This window comes from Stenotrophomonas sp. YJH_SMC_17 (assembly GCF_059371655.1).
Genome location: NZ_JCAFUU010000007.1, coordinates 155,016 through 166,770, shown reverse-complemented (window position 1 = coordinate 166,770; position 11,755 = coordinate 155,016). Strand labels below are relative to the sequence as shown.

8 protein-coding genes are annotated in these 11,755 nt (G+C 67.7%); 6 read left to right on the top strand and 2 right to left on the bottom strand.

Annotation, left to right across the window (positions count from 1 at the left end; translation table 11 throughout):
- Positions 1-20 precede the first annotated feature (20 nt).
- A complete protein-coding gene (gene ettA / locus AC5P8Z_RS17195) occupies positions 21-1,685 on the bottom strand; it encodes an energy-dependent translational throttle protein EttA (protein WP_010481992.1) in 1,665 nt (554 codons plus the stop codon).
- A gap of 255 nt (positions 1,686-1,940) precedes the next feature.
- Here ettA and AC5P8Z_RS17190 point away from each other — a divergent pair, with 255 nt between their 5' ends.
- Positions 1,941-2,405, top strand: a complete 465-nt coding sequence (locus AC5P8Z_RS17190) for an RcnB family protein (RefSeq protein ID WP_286070932.1) — start codon at positions 1,941-1,943, stop codon at positions 2,403-2,405.
- A 92-nt stretch (positions 2,406-2,497) separates the two neighbouring features.
- Here the strand turns inward: AC5P8Z_RS17190 and AC5P8Z_RS17185 are convergent, their stop codons facing one another.
- The gene (locus AC5P8Z_RS17185; protein WP_495229584.1) at positions 2,498-7,444 is read right to left on the bottom strand and encodes an autotransporter-associated beta strand repeat-containing protein; all 4,947 of its coding nucleotides are present in this window, start codon (positions 7,442-7,444) and stop codon (positions 2,498-2,500) included.
- A gap of 226 nt (positions 7,445-7,670) precedes the next feature.
- On the opposite strand from AC5P8Z_RS17185, the gene glyA reads away from it, so the two are divergent.
- The 5 genes from glyA to ribD all read left to right on the top strand — a co-directional run bounded on the left by glyA (position 7,671) and on the right by ribD (position 11,728).
- The gene (glyA, locus tag AC5P8Z_RS17180) at positions 7,671-8,924 is read left to right on the top strand and encodes a serine hydroxymethyltransferase (RefSeq protein ID WP_286070934.1); all 1,254 of its coding nucleotides are present in this window, start codon (positions 7,671-7,673) and stop codon (positions 8,922-8,924) included.
- Between the two features lie 67 nt (positions 8,925-8,991).
- Positions 8,992-9,462, top strand: a complete 471-nt coding sequence (locus AC5P8Z_RS17175) for a hypothetical protein (protein WP_495229583.1) — start codon at positions 8,992-8,994, stop codon at positions 9,460-9,462.
- Positions 9,455-9,904, top strand: a complete 450-nt coding sequence (locus tag AC5P8Z_RS17170) for a hypothetical protein (RefSeq protein WP_495229582.1) — start codon at positions 9,455-9,457, stop codon at positions 9,902-9,904. Before AC5P8Z_RS17175 ends, AC5P8Z_RS17170 begins: the two co-directional genes overlap by 8 nt.
- 138 nt (positions 9,905-10,042) lie before the next feature.
- Positions 10,043-10,564, top strand: a complete 522-nt coding sequence (gene nrdR / locus AC5P8Z_RS17165; protein WP_004143350.1) for a transcriptional regulator NrdR — start codon at positions 10,043-10,045, stop codon at positions 10,562-10,564.
- A gap of 78 nt (positions 10,565-10,642) precedes the next feature.
- Positions 10,643-11,728: a bifunctional diaminohydroxyphosphoribosylaminopyrimidine deaminase/5-amino-6-(5-phosphoribosylamino)uracil reductase RibD gene (ribD, locus tag AC5P8Z_RS17160; protein ID WP_495229581.1), complete on the top strand. Its 1,086-nt coding sequence runs from the start codon at positions 10,643-10,645 to the stop codon at positions 11,726-11,728.
- Positions 11,729-11,755 lie beyond the last annotated feature (27 nt).

Below are 11,755 nucleotides of genomic sequence, written 5' to 3'. Positions count from 1 at the left end.
CCGTTTGCGTTTTCCTGCAGTTACTTCAGCGCCTTGAAGCGCAGGCGCTTCGGCGCAGCGTCGTCGCCCATGCGGCGGCGCTTGTCTTCTTCGTACTCGCGGTAGTTGCCCTGGAAGAACTCCACGTGCGAGTCGCCTTCGAACGCCAGGATGTGGGTCGCGATGCGATCCAGGAACCAGCGGTCATGCGAAATGACGAAGGTGTTGCCCGGGAACTCCAGCAGCGCATCTTCCAGCGCACGCAGGGTTTCGATGTCCAGGTCGTTGGACGGTTCGTCGAGCAGCAGCACGTTGCCACCCTGCAGCAGGGTCTTGGCCATGTGCAGGCGGCCACGCTCACCACCGGACAGCGAACCGACCATCTTCTGCTGGTCCTGGCCCTTGAAGTTGAAGCGGCCGATGTAGGCGCGCGACTGGATCTCGATGCCGTTGATGTTGAGGATGTCCAGGCCGCCAGCGATTTCCTGGAAGACGTTGTGGTTGCCTTCCAGCGCGTCGCGGCTCTGGTCCACGTAGGACAGCTTCACGGTCGGGCCGACCACGATCTCGCCGGTGTCCGGCTTTTCCTGGCCGGTGATCATCTTGAACAGGGTCGACTTACCGGCACCGTTCGGGCCGATGATGCCGACGATGGCGCCGGCCGGCACCAGGAAGCTCAGGTTGTCGAACAGCAGGCGGTCGCCGAACTTCTTGGAGACGTTCTTGAACTCCATCACCGCATTGCCCAGGCGCTCGCCCGGCGGGATGAAGATTTCATTGGTCTCGTTGCGCTTCTGGTAATCGACCGACTGCAGCTCTTCCAGGCGGGCCAGACGGGCCTTGCCCTTGGTGCGGCCGCCCTTGGCGTTCTGGCGCGACCACTCCAGTTCCTTCTGGATCGCCTTCTGGCGAGCCTTTTCCTGGTTGTCTTCCTGCTTCAGGCGCTCGTCCTTCTGGGTCAGCCAGTCGGTGTAGTTGCCCTTCCACGGAATGCCGCGGCCGCGGTCCAGTTCCAGGATCCACTCGGCGGCGTTGTCCAGGAAGTAGCGATCGTGGGTGACCGCCACCACGGTGCCGGTGTAGCGCGCCAGGAACTGTTCCAGCCATTCCACCGACTCGGCGTCGAGGTGGTTGGTCGGTTCGTCGAGCAGCAGCATGTCCGGCTTCTGCAGCAGCAGGCGGCACAGGGCCACGCGGCGCTTCTCACCACCGGACAGCTTGCCGACCACCGCATCCCACGGCGGCAGGCGCAGCGCATCGGCGGCCACGTCCAGCTGGTTTTCCAGCGTGTGCGCGTCGCCCGCGGCTAGGATCGCCTCCAAGCGCTCCTGTTCCTTGGCCAGTGCGTCGAAGTCGGCGCCTTCCTCGGCGTAGGCGGCGTACACCGCTTCCAGCGCGGCCTGGGCCTGCAGCACTTCGCCCACGCCTTCCTCGACCGCTTCACGCACGGTCTTGGTCGGATCCAGCTCCGGTTCCTGCGCCAGGTAGCCGACCTTGATGCCCGGCTGCGGGCGGGCTTCGCCCTCGAAATCGGTGTCCACGCCGGCCATGATCTTCAGCACGGTGGACTTGCCCGCGCCGTTCAGGCCCAGCAGGCCGATCTTCGCGCCCGGGAAGAAGGACAGCGAGATGTCCTTGATGATCTGCCGCTTGGGCGGGACCACCTTGGACACGCGGTTCATGGTGTAGATGTATTGCGAGGACATGCGGTCTCCGTAGGCGCGGCCCTGCGCCCGGTCCGTCACGGGAAGATCCCGTTGCGGCAGCGGGCACAGTCTGGAATGGAATACCGCCAATTATAGCCGGAACCGGTTCCGGGCCGCGCCCGGGAAGGGGCGCCGGGCTGGCCGTGGCCTGAATACTGGGTCACAGTCCTGCAACGGGAAGCGTTTCCAGCCGGAAACGGTTCAGATCGGTTGCGCAATATGGGCTCACCACCCACCCGAGCAGAGGTCTGACACATGCGCATCAATCGAGTAATGGCCAGTGCTGTGGCCTCTGTGCTGGCGCTGGGCGCCGTGGCCCCGGCCTTCGCCGACAACGACCATCGCCGCGACCACGACCGCCGTGAGTGGCGGGAGGATCGCCGTGAGTGGCGCCAGGACCGCCGAGACTGGGAGCGCGACCGCCGCGAGGCACGCCGCGACTGGCACCGCGACCATGACCGCTACTACCGCCCGGCACCGCCCCGCGTGGTCTATCGCCCGGCACCGCCGCCGCCGCGCTATGGCGGCTACGGCTGGCGGGTCGGTTCCCCCTACCGCGACTACTACCGTGGGCCGGTCTACGTGGTGAATGACTACCCGCGCTACCACCTGCGTCGCCCGCCGTACGGCCACCACTGGATCCGCGATGACCGCGGCAACATGCTGCTGGTGGCCATCGCCACCGGTGTGATCGCCCAGTACGTGCTCAGCGGGCGCTGAGCCGGCGGTCGGATCCACGCATGGCGTGGATCTACTGACGTACCCGGGGTCGGAGCCCTTTCCACAGGAATGGCTCCGACCCCGTTCTTCGCTTAGAACGCCACCGACCAGTCCAGCTGCGCACCCACATCACGCTGGCCATCACCACGGCGGCCCTGCATCTGCAGTGCCACGCGGCTGTTGTCGGTCGGGCTCACCGCCACGCCGAACTGCGCCAGGGCGCTGCGGCGGGCCAGTGGCGCAGCGTTGATCGCAAAGCCCTGGGTACCTTCCACGAAGCGCGCGTCGACCTGCGGCAGGCGATCACCGCCGGCTGCCTGCCAACCCACGCGCGCGGTCAGCGCCGCACGGTCACGCTGGCCACCGCTGATGTCCCAGTCCACACGCAGTGCCGCCAGACCGCTGCGATAGGTCGCGCTGCTGCTCTCCAGCTGCAGGGCGCTGTGGCCGCCGTGTTCCTGGCTGCCGTCACTGCTCAGGCGCACCTGGGCCAGTTCCAGTTCGGGGGTCAGCTGCAGGCGCGGGCCACCGAAGCTCCAGCCGGCCCGCAGGAACGCGGTGGTGCCGGTGGCATCTTCGCGGGACACAAGACCTTCGCTGAGCGTGGTCCCGACCTGGGCGGTGCGGGTGCTGTCGGTGCGGTAGTCGGCACGGCTGACGCCGCCGCGCAGGCTCAGGCCCTGCCAGCGGTACTGCGCATACAGGCCGTACTCGGTGTTGTCGGTTTCACTGCGCGCATCGCGCTGGGCCAGGCGGCTGACCAGCTGTTGCTGGCCCGCGGCCACGCCCAGCTCCAGCGACTCACCCAGCTGCCAGCCGGCACCGGCCATCACGCCGTGCTGCGAGGCGCGCAGGCCGGCATTTTCGCTGCTGGCATCGGTACGGCGCTGGCCGCCGCTGCCGGCAATCCAGGCGCGCACGCCCGGTGCGATTTCGCCGGCCATGACCGTGCCGTCCAGGTGGCGGTCGACGCCATCGTGCAGGAACCGGTTCTGCAGCAGCGTGCCGCGGTGGGCGGCATGGATCTCGCCACTCAGGCTGTCGAAGGCCGGAACCACCTGGTCGACCTCCAGCCGCACCACGGCGTCGTACACCGCGTTGCCGGTGCCCATCGCTTCGACGCTGGTGGCGACGGCCTTCTGGTTGCGGTTGACCTTCACGTCGGGGAACGCTTCTTCGACGTCCGGCAGGGCGATGTCGTTGCGGGCCAGGGTCAGGTAGACGTTGTTGGCGTCGTATTCCAGGCTCGGGGTCAGGAAGGCGAAGTTGCTGGTGACGCCGGCAAACACGCCCTGCACAGCCTGGTCGGCCGTCAGCAGGGTGTAGCGGGTGCGCGGCGACCAGTCACTGCCGCGTGCCAGCGCCACGGTGCCGGCGTTGCCCAGGATGGCGGTACCGCCCACGCGCACCCGGTCGCTGCTGCCATCGGCGGCAACGTCCACGTTGAAGCGCGCGCTCTGGCTGAACGCGAGGTTGCCCGAAATGTTCAGCGTACCGATGCCGCCTTCCAGGCCCGGGGCCAGGCTGGCGCCATCGAGCAGGCTCACGTCCTGCAGCGTGCCGGTGCCGCCGAGCAGGGTGGCTGCGCCCAGGGTGGTGGCGCCGCCCAGTGCGCCCTGCACGAACAGGCTGCCACGCTCGATCAGGGTCTGGCCACTGAACGCATGGCTGTCGCTGGTCAGCCACAGCTGGCCGGCATCGAGTTTGCGCACTTCACCGGCGCCGGACAGCACGCCGCTGAAGCGGCTGTCCGCCGAGCGTGCCACGTCCAGGCCGGCACCAGCGGCGATGGCGATGTCACCGACGATCGCCGCACGGTCCTGCAGACGCAGCCTGCCGGCCTCGATGCGGGTGCCGCCGCTGTAGCTGCTGTCGGCGCCCAGCACCAGTTCGCCGGCACCGGTCTTGACCAGCGTGCCCGACGCCGGGGCAGGCGCTGCCAGCGGCGAAACAGCCAGCGACATCATGATGATGCCGCCACTGCGCTCGCCGTCGCGGATCACGCCGTTGATGGTGGCACTGCCACTGGCCACGTCGATGGTGCCTTCGCCTTCCAGTGCGAGCGCATTGCCCAGCACGACATCGCTGCCCACCAGGGCGAGGGTCGTGCCATCGGCCAGCTGCACCGCGCCGCTGCCCAGGGCGTTGCTACCGGTCACCGCGAGCGTGCCGGCATCCAGCTGGGTGCCACCGCTGTAGGTGCTGGTACCGGACAGGGTGAGGGTGCCCGTGCCGGTCTTGACCAGGCGTCCGTTGCCGGTTGCATCGCCGATGCTGCCCGACAGCTGCGTGGCATCGTCCGTGCGCACCGTTACGCGGTCGCCAAGCAGCAGGGTATTGGCGATGTTCAACCCGCTGCCGTTGAAGGCAAGCGTGGTGTAGTCGTTCATCGTCAGCGTACCGCCGCCGGCTGCTGCAGCGTTGCCCAGCGTCAGCGTGCCCATGTCCACCTGCACGCCGCCGGTGAAGCGGTTCGCTGCAGACAGCACCAGGGTGCCTGCGCCACTCTTCACCAGCGTGCCACGGCTGCCACCATCGCTGATCACGCCGTCCAGCGTGGCGCTGCCCGGCCAGACCACCACGCCGGCAGTGCCGGCCAGGGAAATGTCATTGGCGACCCCCCGCGTGTTGCCGGCCAGGCCCAGCGAAGCACCGTTGCCGATCTGCACCGCGCCGCTGCCCAGCGCATCTTCGCGCTCGATCTTCAGCATGCCGCTGCTGATGGTCGTGCCACCGCTGTAGGTGTTGCTGCCGGCCAGGGTCAGCATGCCGGTGCCCGACTTGACCAGGCGGCCGCTGCTGGCGCTGTCGCTGATGACGCCGGAAAGGCGGGCGTCGCGGCCGTTGTCCAGCAGCACGTTGCCGCTGCCCTGCAGGCTGATTGCATTGGCCACATCCAGGCCTGCGCGGGTAACCCCCAGCGTCGTGCCGTTGGCCAGTGAGAGCCGGCCGCTGCCTGCGGCGGTGTCATTGCCCAGCATCAGGCCGCCGGCCTGCACCTGCACGCCACCGGAATGGGTGTTGGCCGCTTCCAGTGCCAGGACGCCGGAGCCGGTCTTGGCCAGCGTACCGATGCCGTTGCCATCGGCCACGACGCCATTCAGCCGTCCCGTACCGAGGGCTACGTCGACGGTGCTGCTGCCATCGAGCACCACGGCGTTGCCCAAGGCAACGGCGCTGCCGGCGAAGGCCAGGGTGGTGCCATTGGCCAGGCGCACCTCGCCGGTGCCTGCCGCGCCGGTGGTGGCGACCGCCAGGGTGCCTGCATCGACCTGGGTGCCGCCGCTGTAGCTGTTGGCGGCCGACAGGGTCAGACGGCCGGTGCCGGTCTTGACCAGGCGCCCGTGGGCGCTGCTGTCGTCGATCGCGCCGGACAGCAGTGCGGACTGGCCCGCGGTCAGGTCGACATTCACCGTGCCGTCCAGGCGGATCGCATTGCCAACGGCCAGGGTGTTCAGGCCGAACGCCAGCGAGGTGGCATCGGCCATCGTCAGCGCGCCGGTGCCGGCGGCCGAGGCACTGCCCAGGACCAGGCGTCCGCCCTGGATGTGCATGCCTCCGCTATGGGTGTTGTTGCTGTTCATCGACAGCGTACCGGTTCCGGTCTTGGTCAACAGACCGGTGCCCGACACCGTGCCCCAGACGTCCACCGCACTGTCCGAGGCGATCGTGCCGCTGCCCTGCAGGTCCACCTTGGTGCTGACCTGCAGCGTGCCATTGCCCTGCAGGGTGCCGCCGTCCATCACCAGCGAGGAATCGCCCTGGCCGGGAGTGATGCGGCCGCTTGTGCCGTCGCCAACGCTCAGCACCGCATTGTTGCCGATCGTCAGCACGCCCTTGCTGCTGGCGGTCAGGCCGACGTCGATGGCGGTGTCCACGCGTGCCGTCGCGCCATTGGCCACGTTGAACTGCGCATCACCGTTGGCGCCCACGCGCAGGTAGGTGCTGTGCCATTCGCTGCCGGTGCCGCTCACCGACACGGTGCCGGTGCTGCCGACCTGCTCGGCGATCACCACCGAGCCTGCGATGTCCATCCGGCCGCCGTTGCTGATCTGCACCGTGCCGTCGCCGGAGCCGCCGACGACCATCTGGGTGCTGCCGGTGAATTGCGAACCGGGGCCATCCACGATCAGTGTGCCACTGCTGCGTGCAGCCCCGGCCGGAAGGCGGCCCAGCGCGATGAACGTGCCAGCGGTTACGCTGCCGCCATCCAGGACCTTCACCGTGCCGGTGCCGGTGCTGCCAATCGCCAGGCTGCCGCTGTTGACCCAGGTGCTGCCCGCACCGGTGATTTCGACCGTGCCGTTGCCGGTGGCCGTGTTGCCGACATAGGCGCTGCCGCTGGTCATGTCCGCGCCCGCCTGCATGCTGACCAGGCCCACCCCCTCGTTGCCGACGAACAGGTTGCCGCCGGTCAGGAAGCGCGAGCCATCGCCGGTGGCATAGACCGTGCCGTTGCCGGTCGGGGTGGCGCCGATGTAGCTGTCGGTACGGATGTCCAGCGCCCCGCCGCCGGTGATGGTCACGCGCCCGGTACCCGCATGGCCCACGCCGATGGTGGTGTTGCTGCGCCAGAACGAATCAGCGCCGTCGATGTTGGCCTGGCCGGTTGAACCTGCCTGGGTCGCCATGAAGATGGTGGACGACGTCAGCGTGCCGCCATTGATGACATCCAGCGTGCCGGTGCCTTCGTAGCCCACGTGCAGATGGTTGCTGACGGCGCCGGGCGATTCCACGCGCGAGAAGCCATCGATGTAGGCCGCCGCGGACGTTGCCGTGGGCACGCCGCCGGACCAGTTGCTGGCCTGGAACCAGATGATCGAGTTACCCACGCCCCACTTGTTCCAGCCTGCCGGTGCGGCGGCCTGGGCCGTGGCTGAAGACGCCAGAGCCAGCGCCGGCACCAGCAGCCGCAGTGACAGCGAAGGCGCATGGGCGGGGGAGGGGGAACGGCCAGGACGGCTGCCAGTGACGATTTCAGAGACGACCTGCACGGTCTTCAGGGCGTGGTTGAAGACCAGGCGATACAGACGGTTCACGAGCAACACTTCCTTGAGGCTTCTGGCTGGAGCAGCGGTATCGGCCGGACAGAAGAGTTCTGAAGGGTCTGGAGCAAGATTTTCTGGATTATTCAAGGAATGAGGTCACGGATTGGGTCGCCCGGGCGAGGTGGCAGTCGTTCCAGCGGCAACCAGATCTGACGGGACCGGGCCGTCGGCCTTACAATGAACAACTCGTTGTTCCTCACCCTGCCTGGAGTAACCGATGTTCCCGCGTGACGTCCGCATCGAAACCTACGATCCCGAACTGGCCAAGGCCATCGCCGCCGAAACCCAGCGTCAGGAAGACCACGTCGAGCTGATCGCCAGCGAGAACTACACCAGCCCGGCGGTGATGGAAGCCCAGGGCAGCCAGCTGACCAACAAGTACGCCGAAGGCTACCCGGGCAAGCGCTATTACGGCGGCTGCGAATACGTGGACATCGCCGAGCAGCTGGCGATCGACCGCCTGAAGCAGCTGTTCGGGGCCGACTACGCCAACGTGCAGCCGCACAGCGGTTCGCAGGCCAACCAGGCCGTGTACTTCGCGCTGCTGCAGCCGGGTGACACCATCCTCGGCATGAGCCTGGCCCACGGCGGCCACCTCACCCACGGTGCCAAGGTCAATGCCTCCGGCAAGCTGTTCAACGCCGTGCAGTACGGCGTGAACGACCAGGGCCTGATCGATTACGACGAAGTCGAGCGCCTGGCCCTGGAGCACAAGCCGAAGATGGTCGTGGCCGGCTTCTCGGCGTACTCGCAGGTGATCGACTGGGCGCGCTTCCGCGCCATCGCCGACAAGGTCGGTGCCTACCTGTTCGTGGACATGGCCCACGTGGCCGGCCTGGTCGCCGCCGGCGTCTACCCGAGCCCGCTGGAACACGCCCACGTGGTGACCTCCACCACCCACAAGACCCTGCGCGGCCCGCGCGGCGGCATCATCGTCGCCAAGGGTGCCGACGAAGACCTGGTCAAGAAGCTGCAGTCGATCGTGTTCCCGGGCATCCAGGGCGGTCCGCTGATGCACGTCATCGCAGGCAAGGCCGTGGCCTTCAAGGAAGCGCTGGAACCGGGCTTCAAGGCCTACCAGCAGCAGGTGGTGAAGAACGCCCAGGCGATGGCCAACACGCTCATCGCGCGCGGCTACAAGATCGTCTCCGGTGGTACCCAGAACCACCTGATGCTGGTCGACATGATCGGCAAGGACGTGTCCGGCAAGGACGCGGAAGCTGCGCTGGGCAAGGCGCACATCACCGTCAACAAGAACTCGGTGCCGAACGACCCGCGTTCGCCGTTCGTGACCTCGGGCCTGCGCCTGGGCACCCCGGCGGTGACCACCCGTGGTTACGTTGAACAGGACTGCGTGGACCTGGCCAACTGGATCGCCGATGTGCTCGACGCGCCGAACGATGACGCCGTGATCGCCCGCGTGCGTGATGCCGTCAGCGCGCAGTGCCGCAAGTACCCGGTCTACGGCTGATCGGGGAGTGGGGTCGGATCCCTTCCCGCAGGGAAGGGCTCTGACCCCAGCATTGGAGCAACCGCGCATGGAAGAGCGCCACCTCAGGTACCTGTACACCGCCGTGGCGGTGCTGTTTGGCCTGCCCAGCCTGTTCTTCGGCGGCGCGGGCGCCTGCATCGCCCTGGTCATGGGCGTGATCGGACTGGCTACCCTGGACGCGGACAAACTGTGGTTTGCCGCCGGCAGGTTCGCGTGGGGATCCTTCGCGATCGCCGGCCTGGTGGCCTGGGTCGCACTCAGCATCTTCTGGCTGCGCGATGGCGCACGCGGGCTGCACACGGCATCACGCCGCTGGTGGTGGCTGCTGGGCCTGGGCGTGCTGGCGGGCCTGCCAATGCTGGCGATGGCGCTGTACTACTTCTCCGAGCTTGGCCCATCCGTGCTCAGCGGGCTGTTCGCCGGGCCGTCGCTGCTGGTGCCTGCCGGCATGTTGATGCTTCTGCGTGCGCGCGCTGATGCTGCCACCTTTGCGGGAGCGCCGACGCGCCATGGATGAAAGCGGACACAAGCGCATGGTGGCGGTCGGCGGCCTGCTGCTGGGACTGCCGGCCCTTGCCGCCGCAGGCACCGTCGCGGTGCTGGGGCTGATGGTCGCGGTGGACGGCAAGTATCTGCCCGGCAACGAACTCACGGTGCTGCTGCTGTGGTCGTCGGGTGGCATCATCGGCCTGCTGTCGTGGCTGTGGTTGAGCGGCGTGTTCCTGCGGCGTGGCCGGGCCGGCCTGCAGCAATCGTCGCTTGCTGCGTGGGTGGGGTTGGGGTTGGGTGTTCTGGCGGCATTGGCGGTGGTCGTCGTCATGCTGCACCTGGTGTTCAAACAGGGCGAATTCGCCCTGCTGGCCTACCTCGGTTTGGGCCCGCCGTTTCTACTGCCGGCCGCACATCTGGCGTGGTTGCGTTGGCGTCAGACGCCTCTCGGAGCTGACCAAGCCTGCTGAGCTGCCTGCGGCGCGTGCCATGGGGCGTCGGGCAGGCACTTCCGCGCAGACAGCATTTGCTGCTAAGCCCTTTCTCAGGTACCTTTGCGACGCTGCCATGACCGTGGCAATCAGGTTGCTCCCTCAGCCAGGCGTTCCATGCATTGCCCCTTCTGCCAACATGCCGATACCCGGGTCATCGACTCGCGCGTCTCTGAAGACGGCGCGACGATTCGCCGTCGGCGTGAATGCGAAGCGTGCGGCGAGCGTTTCAGCACCATGGAAACGGTCGAGCTGAAGCTGCCGGCCATCGTCAAGAGTGATGGCACCCGCGAAGCCTTCGACCAGCGCAAGGTGCGCGCCGGCTTCGATCGCGCGCTGCAGAAGCGCGCGGTGGCCGAAGACAAGATTGAAGCGGCGGTGCGTGCGGTGGTGCATCAGCTGCGCATCAGCGGCGAGCGCGAAGTGCCTTCGATCAAGGTTGGCGAGTTCGTGATGAATGAACTGCGCAAGCTCGATCATGTCGGGTATGTGCGGTTTGCGTCGGTGTACCGCAGCTTCGAGGACGTGGCTGATTTCCGCGAGGAGATCGAGAAGCTGGAACGTGACCTGCCGTCCAGCACCGAACAGCTGCAGCTGCTGGGCGACGTGATCGCCCTGACCAAGAAGAAGAAGGGCTGACCGCCTTTTCCCCGGTAGATGCCAGCCTTGGTTGGCACTGATGGCATGGATGCACACCGGCGGCGTTACCATGGCCGCATGACCACCCCGTTCTCCATCCTCGACCACCTGCACATGGCCAACGCACTGCGCCTGGCCGAGCGCGCCGCCTACACCACCCGCCCGAACCCGATGGTCGGCTGTGTCATCGCCCATGGCGAACGCGTGGTCGGGCAGGGCTGGCACCAGCGCGCCGGTGGCCCGCATGCCGAGGTGTTCGCCCTGCGCGAGGCCGGCAGCGAAGCACGTGGGGCCACCGCCTACGTCACCCTGGAACCCTGCGCGCACTATGGGCGCACACCACCCTGCGCGCTGGCGCTGATCGAAGCGGGCGTGTCGCGCGTGGTTGCGGCGATGCGCGATCCGTTCCCGAAGGTCGATGGCGGTGGCTTCGATCTGCTGCGCAACGCCGGCATCGTTGTCGACGAAGGGCTGATGGCTGCGCAGGCGCGCGCGCTCAACAAGGGTTACCTGTCGCGCGTGGAGCGCCACCGCCCGTGGCTGCGGGTGAAGCTGGCCGCCAGCCTGGATGGCCGCACCGCGATGGCCGATGGCAGCTCCAAATGGATTACCGGCCCGGCCGCGCGCGAGGATGTGCAGCATTGGCGTGCCCGCGCCGGCGCGATCCTGACCGGCGCCGACACCGTCCTCACCGACGACCCGATGCTGACCGTACGCCTGGCCGATACCGACGTGATGCCGCCGCTGCGCGTGGTGCTGGATTCGCGCCTGCGCTCGCTGGAGTGCAGCCGCGTGCGCGAGGGCGGGGCGCCGACGTTGTACCTGCATGACGCAGCAGTAAGCACACCGGATGCGGCCGACGCCGAATTTGCCAGCGTGCCGGGCAGTGGCGGCAGGTTGGATCTGGGTGCGGTGCTGGCCCTGCTGGCCGAACGCGGCATCAACGAAGTGCATACCGAAGCCGGCGCGACGCTGGCCGGTGCCTTGCTGCGCGGTGGCTGGGTGGACGAGCTGCTGCTGTATCAGGCGCCCACGTTGCTGGGCGACAGCGGCCGTCCGCTGTTGGCCGGCCTCGGCATCGAAGTGATGGACCAGCAGCGCCGCCTGCGTGTGGTTGATCAGCGGCAGGTGGGCGAAGACATCAGGTTGCTGCTGCGGGTATGACGGGCCTACGCCGTGCAGGGTTGAGCC

Coding starts and splice junctions, on each gene's coding strand:
- ettA (WP_010481992.1), bottom strand. CDS start 1,685: ATGTCCTCGCAATACATCTACACCATGAACCGCGTGTCCAAGGTGGTC.
- AC5P8Z_RS17190 (WP_286070932.1), top strand. CDS start 1,941: ATGCGCATCAATCGAGTAATGGCCAGTGCTGTGGCCTCTGTGCTGGCG.
- glyA (WP_286070934.1), top strand. CDS start 7,671: ATGTTCCCGCGTGACGTCCGCATCGAAACCTACGATCCCGAACTGGCC.
- AC5P8Z_RS17175 (WP_495229583.1), top strand. CDS start 8,992: ATGGAAGAGCGCCACCTCAGGTACCTGTACACCGCCGTGGCGGTGCTG.
- AC5P8Z_RS17170 (WP_495229582.1), top strand. CDS start 9,455: ATGGATGAAAGCGGACACAAGCGCATGGTGGCGGTCGGCGGCCTGCTG.
- nrdR (WP_004143350.1), top strand. CDS start 10,043: ATGCATTGCCCCTTCTGCCAACATGCCGATACCCGGGTCATCGACTCG.
- ribD (WP_495229581.1), top strand. CDS start 10,643: ATGACCACCCCGTTCTCCATCCTCGACCACCTGCACATGGCCAACGCA.